Below are 26,257 nucleotides of genomic sequence, written 5' to 3' on the forward strand. Positions count from 1 at the left end.
CGGTGGGATCGGGGGAGAGCCCCCGGATGTCTCCGAAGAAATGAACTCCTGGTGGCGCCATCCGTCGTTCCGATCGCCTCTATGTCGGCGTCGCTCGGCGATGGCGACGCGTTCGAGAGGTTTCGAGGGGGCCGTAAGCCGCTCGTAACCGAACTGAAGCGCTCTCGGCGGCGCCAGCGACCCACTCTAGCTCGACTGCGTACGGAAGTGCGAGGGCCGAGCGGCCCCATCGACGGCGATGTGTTTGTTCGGGACAGCGCTCTCCGTCGTAGCCGGCTCGATACCACTCACCGATCCTATCTGGATTCCGTCGCCCGACTCCGTCTCGATTCGACAGTTCCGGATGGTGCTGTCGTGGCCGTCTTCGCCGCGCCGATCGCCGTGCTCGAACCCGGCGAACCGACGGACGGCCGCGAACGGGTCCGACATCTGAGCCCGGAACGGGTGATAGAGGACGACCACGAGGTGTACGAACGGGCGTTGTCCCGGCCGCCCACGGGGATCGCCTACGCTGTCCGGAAACAGGCGCGCCCCGGAACGACACCAGACGCTCGTTCGGGGTACGCGTAAGCAGAGGGTAACAAATTACGAGAAGTCCACAGTACAATCAATGGCATCGGAGTCCGGCCCACTGGTCACCGCGGTGATCCCGACTTACGGCCGTCCGGAGTTTCTGGATGACGCAGTCAGATCCGTCGTCGACCAGACCTACGACCCGCTCGAACTGGTGGTAGTCGACGACTGCTCGCCCGATCCCGTCGAGACACGATTCACAGAAACGGACCTGAGTGGCCTTCACGATGTTCGATTTCTCCGCCACGAGGAAAACCAGGGGGCGAACTCGGCGCGAAACACCGGCATCCGAGCGGCCGACGGCGAGTTCATCGCCTTCCTCGATGACGACGACCGATGGCGACGAACCAAAATAGCTCGGCAGATACAGGCGTTCAACAAAGCTGGGCCGGACACGGGGGTCGTCTACACTAGTCTCGAAATCGTCGACGAGACCGAAGCAACGATCGGTACGTCACATCGAAAGCTCCACGGCTCTATCACCCGGGACTTGCTGTGTGGCGCGTCAGTAGGCTCGTTCACCCGACTCATGGTTCGGAAGGGCCTCCTCGAAGAGATCGGATACCTCGACGAGGAGTTGCCGGGGTGGCAGGACCGCGACCTCAACATCCGCCTGTCACGACGCTGCCGGTACGAACCGATCACGGAACCGCTCGCAGTCCACCGGCGCGGATCCCACGAGCAGATCGGGAACGACTACCACGGCAAACGCGACGTGGCCTATCCCCGCTTGGTGGAGAAACACCGACCGCTCGCGGCTGAATTCGGGAAGACCGTCGAGCGGCGCTTTCTCGCCACCCAGACGCTTTCGCTCGCTTTATCAGCGATCTCGAGTGGACAGGCCCGAGCCGCCCGTCGGCATGTCCTCTCGTCGATCCGATACGATCCGACGTACTGGAAACTGTATGGCTATTTACTGCTCGTCAGCAACGAGCGATTTTTCACCTACGCGAGATCGCTTAAATCGACGCTTCGAGACGTCCGCAACACCCCGTTCGGAACGAGCGGATAAGACTACAGACCCTGCGTACGCTGGATCGACGGGGGGAAGACATCGATAACAGTGTCACCGACGGTATCTCGCTCAACCGAGAGGTAGTAGATTCGGAGCTGTCGGTTCGAGATGAGACGGTTCAGCTGTCGATGCTCCTTGACGCGTCCGAACGCATCGACGACACCCCGGTATACAGCGAACAGAAACTCCTACCCAGTCTCAAGACTGGGCGTCGGTCTGCTCCACTCGATATACTCTTCGGGAAACACGAGCAGGGTGTTATCGGCGATCCGTTTTCGTAACAGAGCTCCGTGCTCTCTGATGATTACTAACGGTACCGTGACGACCGCTGGGAGCGCCACACTTTCACTGGGAACCGATACCGATCCTCAGTCGAGGTACTGCTGACGCCAGCTCTCGGAAGTCGTGATGGCGGCGATGGCGTCGATGTTGTTCTCTTGTCCGCTCAAGTGCTCCTGCTGAAGTGCTCTGATGGCCGCAGCGTTGAACTCCGGTCGCTCGCTTGCGGCATCAAGAAGCTCGTTGAGGCGACTGTTCAGCGCCGGATCGGTCCGATACCAGTGACCGATGACCGCCGTCCAGCCGGGCTGTCCCGTCTGGACGCGCTTGAGTGATTCACGGAGGCCCATTCCGATGGTGTGTGCCCACTGTGGATACGACGCCGGGAGCCCCGACAGCTGATAAGGGATCTGAGCCATGGACTCGTCCATCTGTCGGACGAGATCGAACTTGATCCGGGTCGTCGCCATCGGAACTGCACCGTCGGTGAAGGGGACGCTCCGCTGGTTGTATTCGGCGGGTCGCTTCGCGGCGGTTTCAAGGAAGTCGCTCGACACAGCCGGTACTCTCGTCCCGACCTGACTCCGCATGACGCCGCTGCTTCGAAAGTGCGAATACGCGAGGACGTTCCAGACAACGCTGCGATAGACGTTCTCCGGAGTCTCAGCTGACGTAACGTCGGCTTCGTCGCGAAGAGGGGCCAGCGGGTCATCGATACTGTCGTTAAGCAGCATCCGGCTCTGGTCGGGATCCAGTTTTCCGTACCGTTGAAAGAGGCGATCGGCGACAGACTCGCTCTCGAGTTTCCGCGCGTCGGCGTCGCTCAGATCGTGTCCCATGTACGTGTCTTGCGGCGCCGCTTCGAGGGTCACATCCACCACGTCGGCGAGTTCGTTTAGGATGTGTACGAAATTGAGGAGGTACGTCCAAGAGATCATCCCGTCGGTGAGCCCGATCGCACGGTCGAGGTGCGCGGCGAACGCCGACGGCGGTCCGAGCGTAATTTGGTCGTGGTCGACACCGAGCGTGGCGGTGACCTGCTCCGCCGCGTCGAACTCGTCTGAATCCGTCGGACCGTACGTCATCGCCCGGAACGGGTGGTCCGCGTCGGTCAACTTCCCGGCCAGGATGCGGCTATCGAGGCCGCCGGAGAGCCAGAGGCCAGTCCGCGTGTCGATCGTGTCCACAACGGAATCCACCGACCGACTATACGCGCGGTCGACCTGATCGGAATAGTTCGCCACCGGCGTCAGTTCGAATCCGGGCTCCCAGTACTGCTCGATCGACCGGTCTCCGTCACTCACCGTGAGGACGTGGGCGGGTCGAAGCTCCGCCACCTCGGTGAGGAGGGTTGTCGAACCCAACACGTAGCCGAACGTAAGCAAATCAGAGAGCGCGCGAAGGTCCACCGACGGCGACTCGAGCACCGGAACGAGACTCTTCAGTTCGGAACTGAACCGCATATCGCCTTCACGGGCGTAATAGCAGGGGCGACTCCCGTTCTTGTCGGTCGCGAGGACAAACGTCTCCTCGTCGGCACAGGCGACGCTAAACAGTCCGTCCATCGCCGACAGCGTCTCCGCCGGCTCGTCGAGGAGACGCCGGAAGAGCCGCTCGGGAGAGCCCTCCTCGACGGGGGCGTCCGTCACGACGCCGTGGAGAACGCCAGCGGCATCGTCGCCCTCCCAGAACAGGTCGCTCGCCGGATCCCGGTCGCCGTGGTGAACCACGCCCAGTTCGAATCGGCCGGTTTGAACCCGATCGAATTCGTACCACTGCTCGTGGCGCATCGGCTCTGCCACCGCGTTCACTCCGACCTCGTCGACGTTTCCGCCGAGAATTCCGGGCATTTCGTCCCGGAAAAAGGGAATCGCGGCACCTTGTTATGACGCTCTTACTGGCCGATGAGCGTCACCCGGTTTTTCTTACTTGAAGGAGACGGAGGCGTCACCTTTGATCTTCAGACGCGTCAGCTCGCCGGAGAACCGGTAGCCGTCCAGGTCTGCATCGACCGATCCACTGACCGAGCCGTCAGCGACCACGTCGCCCTCTTCGATCGATCCGAGCAGTTGGCTCTTCTTCACACTACCGGTCACGTCGAACTCGTAGGCGCTCTCGGCGTTTCTCCCCTCGACGACGATTGCGTGCGGGAACGCGTACGCCCCTGGATCGACCGCTTCGCCGTTGGCGTAGAGTTCGGCGTCGTCGGACAGCGAGACGTTCACGATGTCGCCGTCCCACCAGAACCAGTGTTCCCCGTCGCCAGCGACGGTGCCGCTGGCTTTCAGATCCGGGTTGGAGACAGTGTTGTCCCCACCGCCGGCGACGATACCGTCCGTGGTTTCGATGGTGTAGTCGACATCGGTGCCAGTGCCTCGAACGGTCACCGTCTGCGAGAGCGTCGTCTCGCCCTCGCTGTCGGTCGTGCTCCCGTCGTCAGTCGTGCTCTCGTCGTCCGTCGAGTTCCCGTCGTCCGTCGTGCTCTCGTCGTCCGTCGTGCTCTCGTCGTCCGTCGAGTTCCCGTCGTCCGTCGAGTTCCCGTCGTCGGTCGTGCTCTCGTCGTCGTCGGCGTCCCACTTTCCCGGATCGACCGCTTCGCCGTTGACGTAGAACTCGGCGTCGTCGGACAGCGAGACGTTCACGATGTCGCCGTCCCACCAGAACCAGTGTTCCCCGTCGCCAGCGACGGTGCCGTTGACGGTCGTCTTCGGGTCAGTGACGGTGTTGTCCCCACCTCCAGCAACGATACCGTCCGTGGTTTCGATGGTGTAGTCGACATCGGTGCCAGTGCCTCGAACGGTCATCGTCTGCGAGAGCGTCGTCTCGCCGTCCGTCGTGCTCTCGTCGTCCGTCGTGCTCTCGTCGTCCGTCGAGCTCCCGTCGTCGTCGGCGTCCCACTTTCCCGGATCGACCGCTTCGCCGTTGACATAGAGTTCGGCGTCGTCGGACAGCGAGACGTTCACGATGTCGCCGTCCCACCAGAACCAGTGTTCCCCGTCGCCAGCGACGGTGTCACTGACGGTCGTCTCCGGGTTGGAGACGGTGTTGTCCCCACCGCCGGCGACGACACCGTCCGTGGTTTCGATGGTGTAGTCGACATCGGTGCCAGTGCCTCGAACGGTCACCGTCTGCGAGAGCGTCGTCTCGCTTTCGGTGTCGGTCGTACTCCCGTCGTCGGTCGTGCTCTCGTCATCCGTCGTACTCTCGTCGCTGTCGGTCGTGCTGTCTTCAATCGTGCACGAGCCGTCGTGAGTCACGTTCTTGGTCGTCCCGGTGGTATCGTGGAAAACCACCGCGTCGTTCGGAACGTCGATGTCCGAATCGACGACCGCTACATCGTTCGACTCGATGAACACGATTCCATCCTGACCGTCGTCCGAGAGACTGAAACAGCAGTTCCGGAACTCCATTTCGTCTCGTCTGTAGACGTACGCGGCCCGTCCGCGCCCGCCGGTCCCGACAATAGTCACGTCCTCGAACGTCGACGGGCCGGTGTTCGTGGAATCCCCCCCGAATCGAATCGGGTCGATGTTCACGGAATCGCAGCGGATCGAGCAGTTCCGGACGGTGTGCCCGCCGGCGCGCGATGACGACCGAATAATACCGCTGCCGGGCGCCGAAGACGTGTGGAGGAACGTGCAGTTCTCGATCGTCACGCCGGTGTCACCGAGGTCACCTTTACAGCGGATGTGACGCGCGTTGACGATCCCGTCATTTGTCGGCACCGGGTCCTCCCAGGTGACCGTCTCTCCGTCGGTGCTGTCGTCCACCACGAATTTGCTGTTCCTAATAGTCGAGCCGGAGCCGGTTCGAACAGACGCTTTGTTGTTATTATGGAAATAACAGTTGTCGACGTGGATGTTCCCGTCACCGACGTCGTAACCGCGCTCGAGCGGTGACCGCTGGCTGGACGGATCGTAGATCGCTTTCCCCCAGTGGCTGAACTCACAGTCGGTGATGTGGAGGTCGCCGGCGTGTTCGACTTCGACTTTGACCGGGTTCGCCGATACGGAGTGGTCGGTCTCCTGCCCGTCGTTTGCGATTACGTTCGTGATCAACCCTTCCTGGTCCGGATTCACGACCTTCACGTGGAACGGATTTTCGGCGGTGTTCCACAGACCGACGATGTGAATATCTCGAATAAGCAGCGTCCCATCCTGAGCCCTGAGCGCCGTGGCCATACCGCGGTCGGGACCGTTGACATCGATCGTGAACCCCTCCATCAGCAGGTTCGATCCGGCGATCCACAGCCCGAGTTTACCGTATTCGTCTATCGTTCCTGCCGGCTTGAGGACCGGTGACGCTCCCGACGCCGCGGCCAACCCGAAGTGGTTCAGATCCTGTCGCAGATCGGTCCAATCCATGAGAAACTCGCCGTCGGGGAACTCGATCAGCGTGTTGTCGTCCGCCGCCGCTTCGAGCTTCGACCCCATCGGTTCGGAACCCGTCGGATCGAGACCGATGTCGTCGACCGCGTGTAGGACCTTGTCGAACTGGAAAGAGTCTCGGCTTGTCGCGGCCTCTACGTTACCGCTCAACATCGAACCGCCCGCAACGGCCCCGACTGCTGTGGCCGCCATTTGCAGATACCCCCGCCTGTTTAGCAGGGTCCCGCCAGCGTCGCCCTGATCTCCATTCGATTCCCCGTCCTGGACATACCTGTCGCTATCGCCGTTCTCGCTTGCCAGCTTGCGTGCCATGCAGGTGTTAATGCCATCCTACCGGGGATAAACGTATCGTTAATTATATATTCTGAACTGTATGAATATCACAGAAACAAATTTAAAAGAAACGCATTTTCTATTAAAACGACACTTCTTCGTGGATACGGGTTATGCTAAATTTCGGTTATAGAGGCCATAGAAAGCGTGTTAATTACGTATTAACTGCTTCATAAGCGATTCCGATCCATCGTTCCTCGCGAGGCTAACTCCCCATGGAATCGGGAACGACTTTCACTGGCTGTTCCTACTCGGTGTCAGGTGTGTTGACCCAGATGTCGACGTGGTGGTTGGGAGTGTACGATTTCCCGACGATGTCGACTCGGCCGTCGCCGGTGAGGTCGGCCGCCTTCGCCTCGTGAGTCGGAAACTCTCCGGCGAGCGTCTGCTTATCGAACGTGCCGTCGCCTCGGTTCTCGAAGAGGTAGTGGGTTACCCGATGGTTCTCGCCCAGGCTCATCTCGCCGACGAAGATGTCTAAGTGACCGTCTCCGTTGAAGTCGGCGACCTGGAGGCTGTGCGGACAGAACAGGTCGTCAGCGAGGAACGTCGGGTCCCAGTCCGGCGGATCGAACCAAGCCACGCGGCCGGGGTGGGTCCCGTAGGTCGGGGAGTCTCCCTCGCTGAGAATGATCTCCGGTGCGTGGTCGCCGTCGATGTCCGCCACGGCCAGGCGGACGTCGTCCCAGCCGGTCGCGAACTGCTCGCGGGACCACGTCTCCCCGTCGCGGCGGTAGATGGCGGTTCCGGCGACCAGTTCGTTGCGACCGTCGCCGTCGATGTCTCCCACGTAGAGCCCCTCCGCCGACCTCTCGTCGTCGACGACTGTGCAGTTAGCGTCCGGCCACGGCTCCACGGTCGGGTCGTCCGGGATGTCGTAGTAGAACAGCGTCGCAGCCTCTTGAGAGAGGCCCACCAGTTCGGGGTCCCCGTCGTTGTCCACGTCGCCGACGACGAGGTCGTGGTACTTCTGGAACCTGTCCGAGATGAAATGCTGTGGCCAGGGTTCGCGCGGGTCACGCGGCTGACGGTACCAGTAGAGATCGGAGTGCCCGTACCCCTGCCCGATCAGGAGGTCCGTCCTGCCGTCACCGTCCACGTCATGTAGCGCCGATCCGACATCGGGGTGTAGTCCCGACTCCGTCGAGAGCTCGTGTCGCTCCCATCCCGGGTTCTCGTACCAGAAGATGTTCGTCTCGAGGGCGGCGAACACCCGCTCCATTCCGGGGAGTTTTCGGAGGCTAATTTCCTTCCCGGCGAGAGAAACCATCGGGATCGCTCCCGTCCCGGTCACGATGACGTCAGGGAGGCCGTTACCCGTCAAATCCGTTACTTGGCATGAACTCAGCCGCCCGCACGGAGGATCGTCATCAATGGTCTCGTGTTCGAACCTCACTCCTGTACGAGGAACGGAACTTCATTTCGTTATAACCCGTCTACCGCGCTACTGCGACGTGGTCCACCGGTACTGCGAGTACACGCTCGCGCTACCTCACCGAGAGGGAGTCCCCAAACCCGGAACGCGCTTATTCGGCCGGTTCAGAGGTCGAATCTTCGGATTCTATCATTCTCTCCAGCGGCTCGTCGTGGGTTCCGAGCAAAATATCAACCCGAGAACGGCGGGGAGACGACCCCTCACGGCGTATTCCTCTGGCTGACATACTCAAAGCACATTTCCGTTTCACCGTCGAACCGGAGTTCAGCCACTTGACCGGCGAAGGTTATCGAGGCTGTCTCCTCGCTAAGGACACCGGTGACGGTCCGGCCGTTGGAAACCTCGGCTCCCTCGGGGGCTTCGATGATCCGCTCGTTGACTGTGACCGCGTACCCCGGTGGCTCGGACGCTCCGTTTCTGCCGATGGTTAGCCGGTGGATGTAGGGAGAAAACTCCCCGCGTCTCTCCTCGAAGAACACGACCGGAAGGCCTTCGCTCTCGATGGGTGTGTTCTCGAAAATACACCGGTCGGTACGGACCAGCTCGACGCCGTTTTTTCCTTCGCCACACGCTTCGATAGAGCAATTCCGGAACGCGGTTCCGCTGCGACCGACCATCCGGACGGCCGGGACTCCTCCGCCGGTACCGACGATCGAAACCGACTCGAAGTCCATCGGCTTTGACGACGATTTCAGCCGAACCGGTGACAAATCGGCTGACTCCGATCGAATCCAACAGTTCCGCACCGTCGAATCGCCGTGTGAGCCCGCGACCGTGAGGACGCCATCGCCCGATCCGATCTCGTAATCGAAAACACACCCCTCAACGAGGACGCTTCCGCCGCTCTTCAATCGAAGTCCGCGGGTGTTGCTAAGGCCGTCCGGCGGCAACAGCGGAATCGGCTCTTCCCAGGTGACGTTCTCCCCCTCGAGCGTGTCCTCTACGACGAACGTCACGTCTCGAACAGTGGAGCCCTCGCTACCGATACGTATTCCCCCGACGTTGTTGTTTTTGAAGACACCGCCTTCTACGTGGACCTCTCCACCGCCGGCGTCCGGGATGTCTTCGCCGGGGTTGCTCGCGTAGATCCCCTTACTCGGAAAGTGCCACATCTCGCAGTCGACGAAGTGTAACTCCCCCGCGTGTTCGGCGCCGACGAAGAGACCTGACATTCTATCGCCTGTTCGTGCGCCGTCGCGGTCGATAACTCGTCGAACGTTACCGACTCCATTCGGATCCCGGACGCCGAACCGGAAGGGGGTGACTTGGTATACCTGTCCCCGGACGTGGATGTCGAAGACCTCGAACCCGCCCCCGTTGGCGATAACCTGAGTCCGACCGCAGACGCGATCGGCCGTAAAGTCATATTCGAATCCCCCGAAGAAGATGTCTTCACCGTGAAGTACGAGCCAGTACTCACCGACCTCTTCCATCGTTCCGGCGGGAACGAGTTTCGGCATCGCCCCCTCGACAGAAGTGATCCCGAAGTTGCTGTAATCGTCGACGATCAGCTGTTCGAGCGCGAACCTCCCCTCGTCCAAGACGAGCAGGGTGTCGTCGTCGACGTGCTCGGTGACGAGGTCGTTTATCGGCTCTTCGCCGGTGTCATCGGCGCCCTCCTCAACAAGATGAACCACGTTTTCGAATCGGGTCACAATCTCATCCGGATCCGGCTCAGGCGTCTGATCGTTTCTCCGAGCGCACCCCGCAATCCCTCCAAGTAACGCAATCCCGCTAGTAGCCAACAGCCTGCGCCGGTCCATCCTACCGAGTAATCCAATAGTATCTAATTAATTATGAATATCATATGCGGTCTTATTGATGGAGTAACGAGAACAACCGAATCTCAACACACTTTATCGAACAACTATAGCTCCGTTTCTAAGCAGTCTTTATACCGGATTACCGGCCTCAAGAGTGATCCCCGACCTTCTGGAAGATACTCGGGTCGAGTTCATTCTTATGACCGTTGAATTACCGAGCCAAGACAGTACCAGTGCTCACTCGAGTTCGTTTCTCCGAGAGCGAGGGTCAGTCGATCCGCACTCACAGTCGCTCGACCCGCCGACGACTGGTCCGTCGATTCCGAGACGGAACGGCGACTGCGATCCGTTCAAAACCTCATAACAATACCTGTAGTCGGTGTCGTCGGACGTACGATGTCGGAGAGCACGACCGGACGGTGGCATGACTGACCCCGACGACGACCGGATTTCGGTGTTGATGTGCCCGGATTACAGGGACTCGAACCCGTATCAGTCCGAGCTGATCGCGGCGCTGGAGAACCGCGGCGTCGACGTCGCGGCGACGGCCGGCGGGTGGGCGTTTCCGCTCCTCGCGGGCGTCCGTCGTCACGGGGTTCCGGACGTCTTCCACATTCACTGGCTCGACCGTTTCGTCACCACGAAGCGCCGGTTTCCCGCGGTGTTCACCGTGCTGCTCGGTGTGAGACTCGTCTTCGAACTCCTGGTGTTGCGGGCGCTCGGGGTCCGGCTCGTCTGGACGGTTCACAACATCCTCGACCACGAGCGAGTCACCCCGCGCAGCGAGCTCGCGGTCAGGCACGCGGTCGCGCGGCTCGTCGACAGGATCGTCGTTCACTGCGAGGAGGCGGTCGGATCCGTCGCGGAGACGTACCGGCTTCCCGAGCGCGTCGCGACCCGCATCCGCGTCGTTCCCCACGGGCATTTCTCGGACGCCTACGAGAACGACACCTCGCAGTCGGCGGCCCGCGATCGACTCGGCCTCCCGCCGGACGTGCCCGTCATCGCCTTCTTCGGGATGATCCGACCCTACAAGAACGTCCCGAGGCTGATCGAGACGTTCGAGCGCGTTTCCGGGGACGCCCGGCTCCTCGTCGTCGGGAACCCGTGGAACGAAGACGTTGCGAACCGCGTTCGCGAGGCCGCCACCGGCGACGATCGGATTCACACGGTCCTCGAGTACGTCCCCGACGACGAGATCCAGGTGTACATGAACGCCGCGGACGCGGTGGCGCTTCCCTTCGACTCGGTGCTCACCTCCGGCAGCGCGGTACTGGCGATGACGTTCGAACGCGCCGTCGTGGCGCCGACGCTGGGGTGTCTCCCCGGGCTGATCGGCTCCGAGGGCGGGTATCTGTACGATCCGAACGACGCTACGGGACTCCGAGTGGCGCTTCGAGAGGCGATAGACGACCGCGAGCGGCTCCGAGAGATGGGACGGCGGAACCGGGACGTGATCCGGGCGCTCGACTGGGACCACGTCGCCGAACGGACGCGGAACGTGTACGCGCTCGACGGAGAGGAAACCGCCGACGCGCGGGGGACACGGAGTGACGAGACGGCGTAGCGTTCGCGATCAGTCGGCGTTCCCGCCGTGCGAGGGGTGATCCGACCACGGTCTTCTGACCGCTCGCCGACGGCGCTTCTCCAACCCCCGGAGACTGCTGGCGTCCAAACGCTATTCCGTCTCATACCCCAACCGTGCTCGTGACGAACACCAACCGCGAGTGGCTGCTCGCCGAGCGACCCGACGGCGAGCCCGATCAGGACTGCTTCGAACTGCGAGAGACGGACGCACCCTCCCCCGCTTCCGGAGAGCTCCTCGTCCGAACCAGATACCTCTCGGTCGACCCGTACATGCGCGGGCGGATGCGCGACGCCGAGTCCTACGCGGAGCCGTGGGACGTGGGCGACGCGCTGAAGGGCGGGATCGTCGGCGAAGTGATCGAGAGCGAGAGCGACGCGCACGAGGCGGGCGACCTCGTGACGGGCGAGGGCCGGTGGGCCGACTACGCGACCCTCGACGCCGACGACGTCGCGCCGGTCGACCCGACGGTCGCCGATCCGGAGGCGTACCTCGGCGTCCTCGGGATGCCCGGGCGGACCGCCTACTTCGGGCTGCTTGAGGTCGGCGAGCCCAAGCCCGGCGACACGGTCGTCGTCTCCGGCGCGGCGGGCGCGGTCGGCTCGGTCGTCGGCCAGATCGCCAAGCGCAACGGCTGTCGCGTGGTCGGCTTCGCCGGCACCGACGAGAAGACCGACTGGCTCACGGACGACCTCGGCTTCGACGCCGCGATCAACTACGAGGCGACCGACGACTACCGCGCCGCGCTCGACGAGGCCGCGCCCGACGGCGTGGACGTCTACTACGACAACGTCGGCGGGCCCATCACGGACGCCGTGTTCACGAAGTTGAACCTCGACGCGCGCGTCGCGGTCTGCGGACAGATCGCCCACTACAACGACGAGGAGGTCCCGACCGGGCCGCGCAAGCTCCCGGGGCTGATAGCGGTGCGAGCGCGCGTCGAGGGGCTGCTCGTGAGCGACTTCGCGACCCGGTTCGGCGAGGCCAGCGAGCGGCTCGGTCGGTGGGTGGCGAACGGGGGGCTCGAACACCGGGAGACGATCGTCGATGGATTGGAGAACGCCCCCGACGCCTTCCTCGGGCTCTTCTCGGGCGACAACATCGGTAAGCAGGTGGTCCGGGTGTCGGCCGCCGACGAGGAGTAGCGAGACGCGGCCGGTCCGTCGGCACCGCCGCGCGGCGGAACGGGTCGGGACGGAACGGGTCGGGACGGAACGGGACGGGGCGGAACGGGACGGGGCGAGACGATACCGCGGAAGACGGCTCGACAGCCTTCGAACCCCCCAGTCTGTTCCCCTTGGATCGGGGTTTTTGTACCGCGTCCGCGGACACGCGAACATGCTACACGGTACCGGACCGCTGCTGTCGATCGACGTCGGCGAGCGGACGACGACGGAGACCGACATCGCGGGGATTCAGGAGCGATACATCGGCGGGCGGGGCGTCGCGACGCGGCTGGCACACGAGCGGATCCCGTTCGACGCGGACCCGCTGGGTCCCGAGAACCGCGCCGTGTTCACCACCGGGCCGATGCAGGCGTCGCAGATGAGCTTCACGGGGCGGACGAACTGCACCGCACTCTCGCCGCTGACGGACGGGCTGCTCTCGTCGAACGCCGGTGGCTTCGTCTCTCGCCACCTCGCGGCAACGGGGTACGGCGCGATCGAGTTGGCCGGCGAGAGCGACGAGCTGGTCGTCGTCCACGTGCGCGACGACGGGGTGGAGTTCGAGGCCGTGCCGGAGCTCGCCGGAGCGACGGTCTCGGAGACGACCGGCTACATGGAGGAGGAATACGGTCTCTCAAGCGACCGAACGGCGGTGATCGGGCCGGCCGGCGAGAACGAGGTCCGGTTCGCGTCGGTCATGACGACCGAGGAGCGCGCGTTCGGCCGCGGCGGGCTGGGGGCGGTCCTCGGCTCGAAGAACGTCAAGGCCGTCACGTTCGGCGGGGACTCGGCCCCGGAGATATCGATCGACGCGACCGCCAACGAGGTCCACCGCGAGGCCGCCACCGACGACCACATCATGAAACAGCAGGGGACGGTGGCGGTGATGGATCTCGCGAACGAGATGGACGGACTGCCGTCGTACTACTTCTCCGAGCGCTCCTTCGAGGGCGTCGAGGGGATCAACGGCGACGCCGTCGCGGAGAAGAAGTACAAGAAGGCCACCTGTTCCAGCTGCGCGTTCGCCTGCAAGCTCCCGACCCGCGACGAGGCGCGCGGCGTCGAGACCGAGGGCCCCGAGTTCGAGGTGGCGATGGCGTTCGGCTCGAACTCGGGCGTCGACGACATCGTGGACGTGATGGAGTCGAACCGGCTCTGTGACGAGTACGGGCTCGACGCCATCTCCGCCGGCAACACGATCGCGGCGTACCTCGCCGCCGAAGACGAGTTCGGCAACCGCGAGCTCATCTGGGACCTCGTCGAGAAGATCGCCCACCGCGAGGGCGTGGGCGACCACCTCGCGGCGGGGGTCGGCCGGGTCCACGACGACCTCGGCGTCGGGAACTGGTCGGTGAAGAACATGGACTTCGCGGCCCACGAGGGGCGACTCCTCCACGGGCAGGCGCTCTCGTACGCGGTCGCGAACCGCGGCGCCGACCACATGTACGCGACCTTTTACTCGGTGGAGTACCCCTTAGTCGAGGAAGACGAGGCCATGGAGCCCGCGGGGTTCGAGGGGAAGGCCGAGCGCCTCGTGCAGCGCGAGAACCTGATGGCGCTCAACGACAGCGGCGTCGTCTGCAAGTTCTCCCGTGACTTCATGACGCCCGAGCGCTACGAGCTGCTCTTCGACGCCGACTTCGAGGAGCTGCTCGCGGCGGGCGCGCGGACCGTCACGTTAGAGCGCCACTTCAACAACCGGCGGGGGATCGACGGCGACGACGACCGGCTCCCGTACGCCGAGGAGCTCCCCGGCCTCGACGACGCCATCGACTCGTACTACGCGCTCCGCGGGTGGAACGACGACGGGACAGTGCCGGAATCGGCGCTCCCGGCGTAGATCCTCCGTCCCCTCCGGGACTGCTTGAGACTGCACCGCTCGGCGGCCGCCGCGCTCGCGGCGGTGCCGACGAATCGACTCGAAATACGGTTCAGATTGCCGGTCCCAGCGACCCGAGGGCTTCCGAATCGTCGATCGCTTCCGACAGTTCGACCGTGGCCTCGCCGAGCGTCGCGAGGCGCTCGCGGATCGCGTCGTCGACGAGTTCGCCCTCGTCGAAGTCGTCCCCGTTCGCGTAGGCGGCGCCCCCGACCGTATGGGCGCCGAAGAACGCGAACGCCGGACGGAGCTCCTGATCGACCGCGAGGAAGTGGTGGTCCGTCGCGCCGGTCGCGACGAGCCCGACCGCCGCGTTCTCGAAGGGGGCCGCGTCGCCCTGCCACTGGCCGCGCGGCACCATGTCGAGGAGGTTCTTGAGCGCCCCCGAGTACGAGCCGCGGTACACCGGCGTCCCGACGACGTAGGCGTCGGCCTCGACGATCGACTCGAGCGCCTCGGCGGTGTCGCCCTCGTAACCGTCGATTCCGCGCCCGTCCGCGGTGTCGAGGTCGTAGTCGGCGAGGTGGAGCACGTCGGTCTCCACGTCGTCGCGCTCGGCCGCCGCGGCCAGTGCGACCTCGACCGCGGTACGCGTCCGGGAGTCGGCGGAGACGCTGCCGACGATCCCGAGGAGCGTCCGGTCTGCCATTACCGGGCCACCTTCGCGCCACCGACGTCCTCGATCTCGTCGACCGCGTCGACCTCGTCGGGGTCGAGCGGGTCGGCGTCGTCGATCGCGGGGATGATCGTCTCGCCGAAGCGTTCGAGCTCCTTCTCGAAGTCGAGGAAGCCCGCGAGGACGACGTCGACGCCGATCGCGTCCAGCTTCCGGATCCGCTCGACGATCTGGTCGTCGGTCCCGATGAGTCCGGTCTTGAAGCCGTCGTTGTACTGGACCAGATCCTCGAACTCGGAATCGGCCCACATCCCCTCGCCCGCCTCGGACGACTGACCGGCCTGTTTCACCTGGTCTTTGAAGGCGTCGACCGCCTCGTCGGTGGCGTTCTCGATGATCCCCTCCAAGACCGCCTTGGCCTCGTCTTCGGTGTCGCGCTGGATGACGAACGCGTTCGCGGCGAACCGCGGCGGCTCCGTGCCGAACTCCTCGGCGTAGTCCTCCACGTCGTCGATGACGGCGCGGATCTCCTGCAGACTCCCGCCGTTGATGAACAGCACGTCCGCGTGTTTCGCGGCCATCTCGCGGGCCGCCTGCGAGTTCCCGCCCTGGAACACCTGCGGGTACGGGTCCTGTACCGGTTTGGGTTCCAGCGGCGCGCCCTCGAAGCCCTCGATGTCCCTCCCGATGGTGTAGAACCGACCGTCGTAGGTCGCGCGCTCCTCGGTCCATAGCGCCTGCAGCACCTCGATGAACTCCGACGAGCGGGCGTACCGCTCGTCGTGTTCGAGCCACGGCTGGCCGAAGCCGGTGAACTCTCCCTTGAACCAGCCGGAGACGACGTTGATCGAGAAGCGACCGTCGCTGATGCGGTCGGCGGTCGAGATGAAGTTCGCCAGGGGACCGGGCTCCCACAGCCCGGGGTGGACCGCGCCGATCACGTGGAGCTCGTCGGTCTGCGCGGCGAGCGCGTTGGCGATCGACAGCGCCTCCAGCTGTTTGTCCGCCCCATAGCTGCCGAAGAAGCGCGCCTGCGCGAGCGCGTAGTCGAACCCGACCGACTCCGCCAGCCGGGCGAGATCGAGGTTGTAGTCGTACGTCCAGTCCGTCTCCGTCTCCCAGTCCGAGACCACCAGCCCGCCGCTGACGTTCGGCACCCAGTACGCGAATTCGGTGTCCATACGCGCTCGTCTCCCCGTATCGCCTTAATCCGGTCCGCCGCGGCCAACCCTGACGGGGTTCCCGGATAGCGGCCGCGTTTGTGCGGGAATCCCGTCAGCGGCAAGAATCGACAGTAATCGGTTCGACCCGGATCGGAAACCCGCTCAGAGAAGCAGTATGCGCGGGACCGGATTCGAACCGAGGCGAGAAATGCTCGCTCACTTCGTTCGCTGCGCCTTTCTCGCGGGGCTCAAATCCGCTCCTGCTCCCTCGCTCAGTCGCTACGCTCCTTCGCTCAGTGCGCGGGACCGGATTCGAACCGGCGGACCCCTACGGGATAGCGTCCTAAGCGCTACGCCTTTGGCCTGGCTCGGCAACCCGCGCGCGACCGAGCGTAGGCGAAACCGACTCAAGAACCTGACGAACCGCCGACGGCGACACATCTGTATAAGTGCGGTGGCGCGTGCCTGTGAGGCCGCCCCGCGGCCGAGGAGCACGCGCGAGGGAGTCGCTGGCTCCCGGAGCGAAGCGGAGGGTGCCAGCGACGAGGTTGGGGAGGCGTGAGGCTGCGGTGCCGTGCAGTGCGGGGTGGGACTCAAAGGGGCAGTCGCGAGGACGAAGACGCGCGACGTAAGGACCACAGGGAGCGAGCGCCGCGAGCGACCGAGGACCGCAACGAGCGCATCGAGTCCTCGCGGCTGGGGCTTTGCAGGCCTTCACCGTCGATCTGCAGTCAACCGCTTATAAGCCAGCAGCTGGGACGGTGAAGATGTCCGTCACCGATCCCACCTACGAACAGTACTCGCAGTCGCAGTACGCGTCACACACCGGGTTGTCGCAGTCCGCACCTCTCGCCGAACAGCGTTCGCGACCGTGCCGGATCAACAGCACGTGCAGCGGGTAGATCAACTCGTCGGGCACCTGTTCGTCCAACAGGTCGTGCGCCGCCTGATTCGACGCCGACTCGGGGACTAACCCGAACCGCTTGGAGACGCGCTCGACGTGGGTGTCGACCGCCATCGTCGGCTTCCCGAAGTGGAAGTTCAACACGACGCTCGCGGTCTTCGGCCCCACGCCCTTGATCTCGGTGAGCCAGTCTTTCGCGTCGTCGGTCGCCATCGCGTCGAGGAACGCCAGCGAGTACGCGCCGCCGGTCTCCTCGCGGATCGCGGCCAGCGCGCGCTGGATCCGGGCGGCCTTCTGGTCGGCGAGCCCCGCCACGCGGATCGTCTCCTTCAGATCCTCGCGGTCGGCGGCCTCGATCGCCGCGAAGTCGTCGTACCGGTCGAACAGCGCCTCTGTGGCCCGCGTCGTGTTCGCGTCGGCGACGTTCTGCGAGAGGATCGTCGTCACCAGCTGCCGGACGCCCTCGCCGGGCTCGGCGGTCGGGTCGGCGCCGTGCTCGGCGACGCGGTCCACCGGCTCGTACAGCGACACCAGGTCGTCGTGAAGCTCGCGAACCTCCGATTCGGTCCACGCGTGCGTCGGCATACCCGCGCTACGGGCGGCGCGGACTTGAGGGCGACGACCCGGGAGAGCCGGGCGGCTCCGCGCGCTTGCACTCCCCCCGTCCGCCGCGCGACCTTTTTAACCCGGTACGCCCAACTGAAGAGTATGTACCGCGCGAGCGATCGCGTCGACAACGCGGCGTGGATCGACCGGCTCGACGACGCGTGCGCGACGCTCGACCTCGACGAGGAGACGCTGTCGACGGCGACGGACCTGTTCCTGTCGCGCGCCCCCGAGGACGATCGCGGGAAGCGCGTCGCCGCGGCCGCCAGCCTCTACGCCGCCGCGCTGATCCGCGGGCAGGAGCGGTCGCAGTCCGCCGTCGCCGACGCGATGGACGTCTCCCGGCTCTCGGTCCAGAAACGCTGGAAGCCGATCCTCGAAGACGCCGGCTTCTCGCCGCCGACGTGGTGACTGAAGCGTTTTTAGACGCCGCAACCGCTCGCAGGCGACCCTCAGAACCCTCACCAGCGATAGATTTATTGTCTAACGTAAAGTCTCCTTTACTGTAAAGCGAGCTTTACACTAGACTCCCGCCCGGCTCCAGCCCGTCCCTACTCGCTTTACGCGCCACCATGAACGAACACACCGCCCCCGCGACGACGCGGCCCTCCACGCGGAAACGATACAAACGCATCGCCTACGGACTGCTCGGCGCCGGCATCCTCGCGCTGTGGATCGCCATCGCCCTGGATCGGTTCGCGATCGGCGTCGCCCTCTACTGGGCCGGCGGCATCGGCATGGGGCTCGTCCAGCGGTTCAGCCCCGTCGACCTGTACGACGAGCGCGACGCCGCCATCGAGCGCAAGGCCGGTCGGAACACGATGAACGTCTTCGTGCTCGGCGCGCCCGGCGGGCTCGTGTTACAGGAGAGCGGGCTCGTCACACTTCCCGGCGAGTTCCACGGCGCGATGTGGACGCTGTTCGCGATCTACGTCGTGTACGGCGCGTCCGTGCTCTACCACAAGTACCGCACATGAGAAACGACATCAGCGAGCGACGCGCGGAGACCGGCGAGAGTCAGGCCGACCTCGCCGCCGCCGTCGGCGTCACCCGCCAGACGATTAACGCGATCGAACGCGAGCGCTACGACCCCTCGCTGGAGCTCGCCTTCGACCTGGCCGCCCACTTCGGCTGCCGGATCGAGGACCTGTTCGATCCGGCGGACGAAGACCGCTGAGGACTTGTGCGGTCACACGCGGTGACAGCCCCGCCGAATCGTGCTATGAAATCGGGATGACGTACGATTCGATAAAATCGATAAGCTTGTCTTCCAGTTCTTTTCGATCGGCGAAATATCGGAAGCGCAGGCTGTAGGCGTCGTCCATCTCGTCGATCGACGCACTGCTGAACTTCGGCTCGTACGTCTTTTGTCTCCCACTGCTTCGGTCCGCTTCGGAAAAGATGCAGAATGTCTTCGGGTCGCGTCGCCGTACTGTGGGTTCTCGAAGATCGAAATACTCCGGAACCGCGCCAGCTTCGGCGCCGGCTCAAGTCGTGAGACCCGCTTTCGTGAAGACGAACGCGTTTCCGTCGCTTGCCTTCGCGAATGCGACGGACTGATCGATCACCGCCATTCCGGGCTCGGCGAGTTCTTCGGTCGCGACTTCTCGCTTCGTCGGAATATCGACGTCGCTGGCGATGAAAACCGCTGCTTGGGTCCCCTTCGAGACCTCTCGACAGATCGATCTGAGGGTGGCCTGAATCCTGTCGGGAGCAACGTCGTCACTCTCGGGAGCGAGCGGGTCTGGTGGTAGCGGATAGTCGTCGTCGGGATAGAGATACGACGGGTCCAGCAGGCGATACGGACCCATCAGGAAGACGAGTACGTCGGAGGCGGTCGCCCATGGAACGGAGTCGACCACGGCGTCCCGAATCGGCGTTTCTCTGTACATCTCGAGATCTGACATCGTTTCTGGTCTCGACACCGCTTCGTATATCAATACTGCCCGCTCTTCCTTAACGACGATTAAGTATATCCGTCTTGCCGTCTAACACACGCGTATGAACGAACGGGAAGTCGAAAACGAAGCGCTGGCCGAAGTCGGCGACAACCGCCCAGAGGGGTACGAGCGAGTCGAATCAGAGCTACTCAACGACGCGCTCGATCTCGATCGCGAGGCCGAGCGACTCAAAGCGATGGGCGAGCCGACCAGATTCACGCTCCTGTACCTGCTATCTCGGGAAGGTCAGATCGAGAGCGGCGAGCTGGCGAGCGCTCTCGATCGCCGCCAAAACGACCTGTACCACCACCTCAACACTCTGGAGGACGCCGGTCTCGTCGGGAAGTTCCGAAACGGAAAGACGCGAGTATACGAGCTCTCGCCGCTTGCAGAGACGTTCGTGCCGCAGCTGTTCGAGGCAGTCAACGAGCGATCCGAGGCGGTGTAGAACTGAGACGCGTCGAGACCTCCCACCACGTACCCCGACCCTACCGCGGCGTCGCCACGACGCCGAGGTGGTCCTCGTGGAATCGGTCCAGCCGTCCCGTCTCCAGAATTTCGTAGGCCTCTCGGAGCCGGTCGAGGGCGCTCTCGAACACCGTCTCCGGAGCCGCCGTCACGTCTTCGCTGCGCGCCTTGATCGCGAGCAGCAGCCGCCCGTCGTCCGCGAGGAACCGGGCGTTGCGCGCGGCGACCTCGGCCTGTCCGCGCGTCGCCACGTCCTGAACGATGGCGTCCACGTCGCTCTCGACGACGTGCGCGTACCGGGTCGGCGTCCGCGCGTCCTTCAACAGCGGGAACAGCCGGTCGCGGGGCTCGGCCGCCTCGACGAGGTCCCGCGCCGGGCGCGGCGCGAACTCCACCGCGTACGTGGGCCCCGCGAAGTCCGCGACGTGGCTGACGGTCGTCCCGCTGGCCGCGCCGAGGTACAACACCGTCTCGCCGCCGGACAGGCCCGTCTCGAACCCGAGCTCGAACATCCCGCCGAGCTTCGAGCGGCCGGGGTCCCACGCGCGCCACCCGTCCGCGGTCGGCTCGCCGTACACCGGCGGGCCGCGGGTCGCCAGCCGGGTCTCCCCGTCGATCTCGCGTCGCTCGACGCCCGCCGGTAGCTCGGGGTCGCTCACGCGTCACCCCCCGCGTCCGTGTCGGCGTCGCCATCGCTCCCGTCGTCGCCCTTCTCCCCCTCTGCCCGCGCCCGGATCGTCGCCATCCGCTCGCGGAGCTCCTCGTGGAGCGTCTCGCGGCGCTCGCCCGAGTAGTGGTCCACCCGAGCCGCGAGGGTCAGCTTGCCCGCGAGCGCCCGCGCCGCCGATCCGCGGTCCTCGGGCCGGGTGTTTCGCACGTACTCGTGGGTGTAGATGATCCCGTGTTTCGGCGAGGGGGCGCGCCCGGAGAGGTGCGCGAACAGGGCGTCCTCCGCGCCGAGCACCTGCACGGTCCCGGAGGGCTTCTTCGCGAGCGACTCTAACCCGCCTGCCAAGGCGATCAGCCGCGCCGCGAGCTCCGGACCGGCCATCTCGGCGAGGTTCGGCGCCACCGCCGGCGCGGTCCGTTCGATCGTCTCGGCGAGCGCGTCGCGCTCGTCGGCGAGACCGACGACCCGCGTCGCGAGCGAGACCGCCCGCCGCTCCAGTTCGCCGTCGGGCTCCCGCTTCGCCACGGCGCGGGCGCCTTCGACCCCCGGATCGACGTCGTCGAAGAGGCTCCCGGCCCACTCGGCGGCGCGCTCGGCCAGCTCGTTGGCGGTGCGCTCGCAGTCGTCTAAGGCCCGTACCGCGTGGACGAGCTGTTGATCGTCTGCGCGCTCGCGCTCGCGGACCGCCTCGCGGGTCGCCGCCACGGACGCCTCGTGGAGGCGGTCGTAGTAGTCGTCGCGCGAGTCGACGAATCCGGAGTCGACGGCGAGACCGGGCCAGTCGCGCGGCCCGTCGGCCTCGCCGTCGGCGATTCGGGCGCGGAGCGACCCCTCGTCGCCCCTCGCGTCGGAGCCGGCCGGCGAACCGCCGGCGAACCAGCCGGCGCCGGGACCGGTCTCGGCGTCGTCTTCGGTGTCGGTCATTGCCCGTGGCTACTTCGCCCGGTCGTATAGGCGTTCCCGAAACGGGGCGGAAGAAGGGATTGGCGGAAACCGGGCTTGCGTCCCGGCTACTCGTCGGTCAGCTCGATCGTCGCGCCCGCGTCGTCGGAGTCGGCCTCCTCTGAGTCGTCGCCGCCGGACCGGAACTCCGCGAAGACGCCGTCGGCCCCGCTTCGGAGGTCCGCGAGCGTCGCGCCCGCGAGCCCGCCGAGCGCGCCCCCGGTGCTCGCCGCGTTTCGACTGACCAGTCCGCCGATAGCGGCGCCCACCGCCGCCCCGACCGCCGCGTACTTCGCTCGTGACAGCGCGCCCTTGATTCGGGATTTCATACGCGTCACTTCGCTGCGAACTCTCAAAAACCTGTCGTCGGTGTAAGGACGAAACCTTGCGGCGAGGTCACTGCAGCCGCTTCGTCGTCTCGACGAGGGGATGCCGCGCGTAATCGACGATCTCGATGTCGGTGATGTCGGCGAGCCCCTCCTTCTCGGCGGTCTTGGCCATCCCGAGGTCGACCGGGTGGTCGGGAACGATCACGTATGCGTCCATCTCGTCGATCCCGGCCTCGTGGGCCGCCATCACGCGGTGGTGGCCGTCGGCGAGGTGGAGCGTGCCGCCGTTGTCGATGACGACGAGCGGCTCCGCCAGCCCGCGTTTCAGTTCGTACTTCCGCCCCTCGAGCTCGTCCGCGTACACGCGGGCCTGCGTGGGCGTGAGGTCGGTAAGCTCCACCTCGCGGCGCTCCTCCGAGAGCCCGACGCCGTGGATCTGTTCGAGCGTGCGCATCAGCTTGCCCACCTTGCTCGGAGTGGCGCGCTCGATCTGCGAGCGCACCACGTCCGTGTTCGAGATGATCCCGACGAGGTTGTCGGCGTCGTCGACGACCGGGAGCCGCTGGATCCCGGACCGGAGGATGACGCGCGCGGCGTCGGTCACCTTCATGTCGGGGTGCGCGACGATGAGGTCGTCGGACATCACGGTGAAGACGGGGGCCTCGTCGTCGGCGAGCAGGAGGTCGGCAGCCGAGACGAACCCCTCGACCGTCCGGCCCTGCGTGACGGGGAACCCGTTGTGGCCGTTGCTCTCGGCCATGCGCCGCGCGACCTCGCCGACCCTCTCGTCGGGGCTCACGGTCTCGACGTCGCGGGTCATGTACTCGCCGACGGTCGGTTTCCCGCTCATCGTCCGACGTTGGCGTCGCCGCAGTAAAAAGGGGCCGGAGGCGGCGTCACTCCCCGCCGCCCGACTCGGAGCCGGTCCGGGCGGTCCCGGGTCGCTCGTGCGCGACGAACTCCGCCGCGTTGACGACGTAGTGCGCGACGGCGACCGCGAGGAGGCTGCCGGTGGCGACGAACAGCCCCGCGAGCGCGGCGCCGAGCCCGCCGGCGACGGCGATCCCGAGCCGCCCCTGCGCGCCGTGGCCGAGCCCGAACGCGACCGACGAGCCGACGACCAGGAGCCACGGATCGAGCGCGAAGCCGACCGCGAACGCGCCCACTAACGCGCCGCGGAACAGCGCCTCCTCGAAGACCGCGACGACCGGGAGGGCGACGCCGAGAAGCAGGGCCCACTCGCCGACATCGGTCGGGGACATCGCCTCGCGGAGCCGCGTCGAGGGCGCGACGCCGGCCCGAGCGCCCAGCCGCGCGACCGCCTCGTTGCCGGCGGCGAGGGCGAGCCCCGCGCCGACGCCGAGGGCGACGAGGGCGGCGGCCCCGAAAGACGCGACCGCCGGCGCGCCGAGCGTCGGGTGGGACCCGCCGATCCCGAACGCCGACGCCGGCACCGCGGTCCACCACGCGATCGCGGCGAGGACGGTCAACGCGACCGCCTGGGAGACGGTCGCGTTGACCAAGAGGAGTCGCGTCGTGAGGACCGGCCGATTCTGTCGGGCGGCGTTCGGGGATAGGTCGCTGTCGCGGTCGGTGTCGCTGTCGCGGTCGGTGTCGCTGTCGCGGTCGGTGTCGCTGTCGCGGTCGGTGTCGCTGTCGCGGTCGGTGTCGCTGTCGCGGTCGGTGTCGCGGTCGCGGTCGCGGTTGCTGTCGCGGTCGCCGTCGGAGACCTCGCTCCGCGAATCGACGAACCGAGCGCTCTCGAGGAGGCGTCGAGAGCGACGGGTGAAGAACAGAAGCAGCAGCGTCAGGGCGACGGTCGCGACCGCGAACGTCGCCCAGTCGGGCATCGGAGTTGGTGAGGGCGGCTACCCTACTGCGGGCTCGGGCTGGAGGGACCCGAGACGCTCCCCTCCTTCAGCGTCGATCCCGTGATCGACTTCAGCCGGGAGACGAGCGAGTCCTTCTCGGTTTCGCCCTCCAGGGCGATGTCGAGGACCTCGCTGATGTGCGAGACCGGGATGACCTCGATCATGTCCTCGTACTCGTCTTCGATCATCACGTCCTGCTCGTTCGCCTGCGGGATGATGACCCGGGTGCAGCCGGCCTTCGCGGCCGCCTCGATCTTGTGGGTGACGCCGCCGACGGGGAGCACGTCGCCCCGCACCGACAGCGAGCCCGTCATCGCGAGGCTCTGGTCGACGCCGACGTTCTCCAGCGCGGAGATGACGGCGGTCGCGACCGTGATGGACGCGCTGTCCCCGTCGACGCCCTGCTGGCCCGCCTGCACGAACTGGATGTGGATGTCCATCTCCGAGATGTTCTCGTCGGAGAACTTCTTGATGATCGCGGAGACGTTCGACACCGACTCCTGGGCCATCTCCTTCAGCTGGCCCGTGGCGATGACCTCGCCGGGCCCCTGCGAGGGCGCGACCTCGGCCATCACCGGGAGCATGATCCCGGAGTCCTCGCCCATCACGGCGAGGCCGTTGACGCGGCCGACGACGTAGCCGTCGGAGACCTGCAGCTCGTAGTCCTTCCGGCGCTCGATGAAGTCGTCCGCGAGCTGCTGTTCGATGGAGCGCGAGCGCCCCTTCGCCTGCAGCACGTGCTCGCGGGTGGTGAGCTCGGCGTCCTCGCCGCGGGCGATGTCGCCGGCGACGCGGACGAGTCCGCCGAGGTTCCGGAACAGGAGGGTGAGGTGGCCCTTCCGGCCGGAGCGGCGCTTGGCCTCGAGGATGACCTCCTCGATGGCCTCCGCCGAGAACTCCGGCAGGCGGCCGTCCTTCGCGACCTCCTGGGCGATGAACCGGACGTACTTCCGGCGCATCTCCGGGGTGTCCTCGATGGTGTCCTCCATGTACACCTCGTAGCCGTACCCCTTGATGCGGGAGCGCAGCGCCGGGTGCATGTTCTCCATCGCGTCGAGGTTCCCGGCCGCGATCATGACGAAGTCGGTCGGGACGGGCTCGGTCTGGACCATCGCGCCCGAGGAGCGCTCGGACTGGCCCGTGATCGAGAACTCGCCCTCCTGGATCGCCGTCATGAGGTGCTGCTGGCTACGGATGTCGAGCGTGTTGATCTCGTCGATGAACAGCACGCCCTTGTTCGCCTTGTGGATGGCCCCGGCCTCGACGCGGTCGTGGCTGGGGGTCTCCATCCCGCCGGACTGGAACGGGTCGTGCCGGACGTCGCCGAGCAGCGCGCCGGCGTGCGCGCCGGTCGCGTCGCGGAACGGCGCGGTCTTCGTGTCGCCGTTGTTCACCAGCAGGTTCGGGATCATCGCGTCCGATCCGCGGTTGAGGTAGCGGAAGACGAGGTAGACGACCCCGGCGGCGATGATGCCGACGAGGATCTGGCCGACGATGATGAGCGCGTAGCCCAACACGACGGCGATGATGATCCACATCAACAGCGACCGCATCTGGTTGCGCTTGCGCGCCTCCTCGCGGTGCGCGTCGACGATCTGGTCGCCCTTCCCGGCGGGGACGGTCCGGACCTTCGGCTTGTTGCCGTCCTCCGGGTTGTGGTAGACTAACACGTCCTGGAGCTCCTCCTTTGGGAGCAGCTCGGACATCGCCTTCGCGAGCATCGACTTCCCGGTCCCGGGCGAGCCGATCATCATCACGTGGCGGCGCTGCTTGGCCGCCTTGATGATCACGTCGCGGGCGTGCTCCTGCCCGATGACCTGGTCGACGAGCCGATCGGGGATCTCGAGCTCGGCGGTGGTGTCGATCTTGAGCCCGCCGAGGAGGTCGTCTTCGTCGGGGTCCTCCTCGATCTCGGCGCCCTCGACCTCGACGGTGCTGCCGAGGTCGTCGATGCCGCCCTCGCTTGGTTCGGCGTCACCCTCGGGGGTGGCGCCGTTCGCTTCCTCGCGGCCCGTCTCGGCGCCGTCCGGTCCGGGTCCGTCGACGACGACCCCGTCGTCCCAGACCTCGTCGGGCTCGGCCGGGTCGCCGGCGACCGACTCCTCCTCGGAGTCCGGGTCGCTGGTGTCGCCGGCGCCGTCGGGCTCGTCGACCCCTTCGTCCCTCGGCGCGCGGGCGCCGTCGTCGCGGGCGTCCTCGCCGTTCCCCGTCGAGTCCGGGATCCCGACGCCGGAGTCGTCCGGCTCCTCGGGGTCCTCGGTCGGCGGGTCGTTCGCGTCCTTTTCGTTGCTCATAGAATCGGGATTCGCTACGAAAAACGACGGGTCGGCTA

General features: G+C 65.7%; 23 protein-coding genes and 1 tRNA gene. 9 read left to right on the forward strand and 15 right to left on the reverse strand.

Annotated elements, in window-relative coordinates:
* The first annotated feature begins 354 nt into the window (after positions 1–354).
* Together EDM04_RS05260 and EDM04_RS05265 are read left to right on the forward strand one after the other, a co-directional pair.
* Entirely contained in the window at positions 355–570 is a 216-nt protein-coding gene (locus EDM04_RS05260; RefSeq protein ID WP_123620097.1) for a hypothetical protein, read from the forward strand.
* Between the two features lie 40 nt (positions 571–610).
* A complete protein-coding gene (locus tag EDM04_RS05265; protein ID WP_123620098.1) occupies positions 611–1,585 on the forward strand; it encodes a glycosyltransferase family A protein in 975 nt (324 codons plus the stop codon).
* Positions 1,586–1,956: 371 nt separating this feature from the next.
* Here the strand turns inward: EDM04_RS05265 and EDM04_RS05270 are convergent, their stop codons facing one another.
* From EDM04_RS05270 to EDM04_RS05285, 4 genes are all read right to left on the reverse strand, one after another.
* Positions 1,957–3,717 carry an asparagine synthase-related protein gene (locus EDM04_RS05270; RefSeq protein ID WP_123620099.1) on the reverse strand — a complete coding sequence of 587 codons (1,761 nt, stop codon included), beginning with the start codon at positions 3,715–3,717 and terminating at the stop codon, positions 1,957–1,959.
* Positions 3,718–3,792: 75 nt separating this feature from the next.
* Positions 3,793–6,567: a twin-arginine translocation signal domain-containing protein gene (locus EDM04_RS05275; RefSeq protein WP_123620100.1), complete on the reverse strand. Its 2,775-nt coding sequence runs from the start codon at positions 6,565–6,567 to the stop codon at positions 3,793–3,795.
* A 268-nt stretch (positions 6,568–6,835) separates the two neighbouring features.
* On the reverse strand, positions 6,836–7,882 hold the full coding sequence (locus EDM04_RS05280; RefSeq protein WP_321169369.1) for a VCBS repeat-containing protein: 1,047 nt from the start codon (positions 7,880–7,882) through the stop codon (positions 6,836–6,838).
* A gap of 341 nt (positions 7,883–8,223) precedes the next feature.
* The gene (locus tag EDM04_RS05285; protein ID WP_123620102.1) at positions 8,224–9,786 is read right to left on the reverse strand and encodes a hypothetical protein; all 1,563 of its coding nucleotides are present in this window, start codon (positions 9,784–9,786) and stop codon (positions 8,224–8,226) included.
* Positions 9,787–10,210: 424 nt separating this feature from the next.
* Here EDM04_RS05285 and EDM04_RS05290 point away from each other — a divergent pair, with 424 nt between their 5' ends.
* From EDM04_RS05290 to EDM04_RS05300, 3 genes are all read left to right on the forward strand, one after another.
* Positions 10,211–11,353, forward strand: coding sequence for a glycosyltransferase (locus tag EDM04_RS05290; protein WP_123620103.1), 1,143 nt, complete (start codon positions 10,211–10,213; stop codon positions 11,351–11,353).
* A 140-nt stretch (positions 11,354–11,493) separates the two neighbouring features.
* Positions 11,494–12,516 (forward strand): NADP-dependent oxidoreductase, encoded by a 1,023-nt coding sequence (locus EDM04_RS05295; RefSeq protein ID WP_123620104.1) that lies wholly within the window; start codon positions 11,494–11,496, stop codon positions 12,514–12,516.
* A gap of 193 nt (positions 12,517–12,709) precedes the next feature.
* Positions 12,710–14,377: an aldehyde ferredoxin oxidoreductase family protein gene (locus EDM04_RS05300; protein WP_123620105.1), complete on the forward strand. Its 1,668-nt coding sequence runs from the start codon at positions 12,710–12,712 to the stop codon at positions 14,375–14,377.
* 91 nt (positions 14,378–14,468) lie between these two features.
* On the opposite strand, the gene EDM04_RS05305 is transcribed toward EDM04_RS05300, so the two are convergent.
* From EDM04_RS05305 to nth, 4 genes are all read right to left on the reverse strand, one after another.
* Positions 14,469–15,065, reverse strand: a complete 597-nt coding sequence (locus tag EDM04_RS05305; protein WP_123620106.1) for an NADPH-dependent FMN reductase — start codon at positions 15,063–15,065, stop codon at positions 14,469–14,471.
* A complete protein-coding gene (sfnG, locus tag EDM04_RS05310) occupies positions 15,065–16,213 on the reverse strand; it encodes a dimethylsulfone monooxygenase SfnG (RefSeq protein WP_123620107.1) in 1,149 nt (382 codons plus the stop codon). Before sfnG ends, EDM04_RS05305 begins: the two co-directional genes overlap by 1 nt.
* Positions 16,214–16,492: 279 nt before the next feature.
* Positions 16,493–16,577: transfer RNA gene (locus tag EDM04_RS05315), tRNA-Leu, on the reverse strand.
* Between the two features lie 405 nt (positions 16,578–16,982).
* Complete coding sequence (gene nth / locus EDM04_RS05320) at positions 16,983–17,684, reverse strand: endonuclease III (protein ID WP_123620108.1); 702 nt, start codon at positions 17,682–17,684, stop codon at positions 16,983–16,985.
* Positions 17,685–17,807: 123 nt separating this feature from the next.
* On the opposite strand from nth, the gene EDM04_RS05325 reads away from it, so the two are divergent.
* The 3 genes from EDM04_RS05325 to EDM04_RS05335 all read left to right on the forward strand — a co-directional run bounded on the left by EDM04_RS05325 (position 17,808) and on the right by EDM04_RS05335 (position 18,882).
* Positions 17,808–18,116 carry a hypothetical protein gene (locus EDM04_RS05325; RefSeq protein ID WP_008004161.1) on the forward strand — a complete coding sequence of 103 codons (309 nt, stop codon included), beginning with the start codon at positions 17,808–17,810 and terminating at the stop codon, positions 18,114–18,116.
* 161 nt (positions 18,117–18,277) lie between these two features.
* Complete coding sequence (locus EDM04_RS05330) at positions 18,278–18,682, forward strand: DUF2178 domain-containing protein (RefSeq protein WP_123620109.1); 405 nt, start codon at positions 18,278–18,280, stop codon at positions 18,680–18,682.
* Positions 18,679–18,882 carry a helix-turn-helix transcriptional regulator gene (locus EDM04_RS05335; protein WP_123620110.1) on the forward strand — a complete coding sequence of 68 codons (204 nt, stop codon included), beginning with the start codon at positions 18,679–18,681 and terminating at the stop codon, positions 18,880–18,882. Before EDM04_RS05330 ends, EDM04_RS05335 begins: the two co-directional genes overlap by 4 nt.
* Before the next feature lie 310 nt (positions 18,883–19,192).
* Here the strand turns inward: EDM04_RS05335 and EDM04_RS18675 are convergent, their stop codons facing one another.
* Positions 19,193–19,612 (reverse strand): hypothetical protein, encoded by a 420-nt coding sequence (locus tag EDM04_RS18675; protein ID WP_206424427.1) that lies wholly within the window; start codon positions 19,610–19,612, stop codon positions 19,193–19,195.
* Positions 19,613–19,706: 94 nt separating this feature from the next.
* Between EDM04_RS18675 and EDM04_RS05345 the strand changes: the two genes are divergently transcribed.
* Positions 19,707–20,093, forward strand: coding sequence for a helix-turn-helix transcriptional regulator (locus EDM04_RS05345; RefSeq protein WP_123620111.1), 387 nt, complete (start codon positions 19,707–19,709; stop codon positions 20,091–20,093).
* Between the two features lie 40 nt (positions 20,094–20,133).
* On the opposite strand, the gene EDM04_RS05350 is transcribed toward EDM04_RS05345, so the two are convergent.
* The 6 genes from EDM04_RS05350 to lonB form a co-directional block, all read right to left on the reverse strand.
* Entirely contained in the window at positions 20,134–20,772 is a 639-nt protein-coding gene (locus EDM04_RS05350; RefSeq protein WP_123620112.1) for a fibrillarin-like rRNA/tRNA 2'-O-methyltransferase, read from the reverse strand.
* Entirely contained in the window at positions 20,769–21,707 is a 939-nt protein-coding gene (locus EDM04_RS05355; protein WP_123620113.1) for an NOP5/NOP56 family protein, read from the reverse strand. The genes EDM04_RS05350 and EDM04_RS05355 overlap by 4 nt, the downstream gene beginning before the upstream one ends.
* An 86-nt stretch (positions 21,708–21,793) precedes the next feature.
* Positions 21,794–22,054, reverse strand: coding sequence for a hypothetical protein (locus tag EDM04_RS05360; RefSeq protein ID WP_123620114.1), 261 nt, complete (start codon positions 22,052–22,054; stop codon positions 21,794–21,796).
* A 67-nt stretch (positions 22,055–22,121) separates the two neighbouring features.
* Complete coding sequence (locus EDM04_RS05365) at positions 22,122–22,904, reverse strand: CBS domain-containing protein (RefSeq protein WP_123620115.1); 783 nt, start codon at positions 22,902–22,904, stop codon at positions 22,122–22,124.
* Between the two features lie 46 nt (positions 22,905–22,950).
* The gene (locus EDM04_RS18680; protein WP_206424428.1) at positions 22,951–23,904 is read right to left on the reverse strand and encodes a CPBP family intramembrane glutamic endopeptidase; all 954 of its coding nucleotides are present in this window, start codon (positions 23,902–23,904) and stop codon (positions 22,951–22,953) included.
* A 23-nt stretch (positions 23,905–23,927) separates the two neighbouring features.
* Entirely contained in the window at positions 23,928–26,219 is a 2,292-nt protein-coding gene (gene lonB / locus EDM04_RS05380; RefSeq protein WP_123620116.1) for an ATP-dependent protease LonB, read from the reverse strand.
* Positions 26,220–26,257 lie beyond the last annotated feature (38 nt).

Source organism: Halorubrum sp. CSM-61 (genome assembly GCF_003781945.1).
In the GTDB taxonomy this organism is placed as follows: domain Archaea; phylum Halobacteriota; class Halobacteria; order Halobacteriales; family Haloferacaceae; genus Halorubrum.

Excerpts from the sequence above, each read along its gene's own strand:
- EDM04_RS05360 (WP_123620114.1), bottom strand. The coding sequence starts at position 22,054 with ATGAAATCCCGAATCAAGGGCGCGCTGTCACGAGCGAAGTACGCGGCG.
- EDM04_RS05285 (WP_123620102.1), bottom strand. The coding sequence starts at position 9,786 with ATGGACCGGCGCAGGCTGTTGGCTACTAGCGGGATTGCGTTACTTGGA.
- EDM04_RS05305 (WP_123620106.1), bottom strand. The coding sequence starts at position 15,065 with ATGGCAGACCGGACGCTCCTCGGGATCGTCGGCAGCGTCTCCGCCGAC.
- EDM04_RS05345 (WP_123620111.1), top strand. The coding sequence starts at position 19,707 with ATGAACGAACGGGAAGTCGAAAACGAAGCGCTGGCCGAAGTCGGCGAC.
- EDM04_RS05275 (WP_123620100.1), bottom strand. The coding sequence starts at position 6,567 with ATGGCACGCAAGCTGGCAAGCGAGAACGGCGATAGCGACAGGTATGTC.
- EDM04_RS05265 (WP_123620098.1), top strand. The coding sequence starts at position 611 with ATGGCATCGGAGTCCGGCCCACTGGTCACCGCGGTGATCCCGACTTAC.
- lonB (WP_123620116.1), bottom strand. The coding sequence starts at position 26,219 with ATGAGCAACGAAAAGGACGCGAACGACCCGCCGACCGAGGACCCCGAG.
- EDM04_RS05335 (WP_123620110.1), top strand. The coding sequence starts at position 18,679 with ATGAGAAACGACATCAGCGAGCGACGCGCGGAGACCGGCGAGAGTCAG.
- EDM04_RS05300 (WP_123620105.1), top strand. The coding sequence starts at position 12,710 with ATGCTACACGGTACCGGACCGCTGCTGTCGATCGACGTCGGCGAGCGG.
- nth (WP_123620108.1), bottom strand. The coding sequence starts at position 17,684 with ATGCCGACGCACGCGTGGACCGAATCGGAGGTTCGCGAGCTTCACGAC.
- EDM04_RS05365 (WP_123620115.1), bottom strand. The coding sequence starts at position 22,904 with ATGAGCGGGAAACCGACCGTCGGCGAGTACATGACCCGCGACGTCGAG.
- sfnG (WP_123620107.1), bottom strand. The coding sequence starts at position 16,213 with ATGGACACCGAATTCGCGTACTGGGTGCCGAACGTCAGCGGCGGGCTG.
- EDM04_RS05325 (WP_008004161.1), top strand. The coding sequence starts at position 17,808 with ATGTACCGCGCGAGCGATCGCGTCGACAACGCGGCGTGGATCGACCGG.
- EDM04_RS18675 (WP_206424427.1), bottom strand. The coding sequence starts at position 19,612 with ATGTCAGATCTCGAGATGTACAGAGAAACGCCGATTCGGGACGCCGTG.
- EDM04_RS05270 (WP_123620099.1), bottom strand. The coding sequence starts at position 3,717 with ATGCCCGGAATTCTCGGCGGAAACGTCGACGAGGTCGGAGTGAACGCG.
- EDM04_RS05355 (WP_123620113.1), bottom strand. The coding sequence starts at position 21,707 with ATGACCGACACCGAAGACGACGCCGAGACCGGTCCCGGCGCCGGCTGG.
- EDM04_RS18680 (WP_206424428.1), bottom strand. The coding sequence starts at position 23,904 with ATGCCCGACTGGGCGACGTTCGCGGTCGCGACCGTCGCCCTGACGCTG.
- EDM04_RS05290 (WP_123620103.1), top strand. The coding sequence starts at position 10,211 with ATGACTGACCCCGACGACGACCGGATTTCGGTGTTGATGTGCCCGGAT.
- EDM04_RS05330 (WP_123620109.1), top strand. The coding sequence starts at position 18,278 with ATGAACGAACACACCGCCCCCGCGACGACGCGGCCCTCCACGCGGAAA.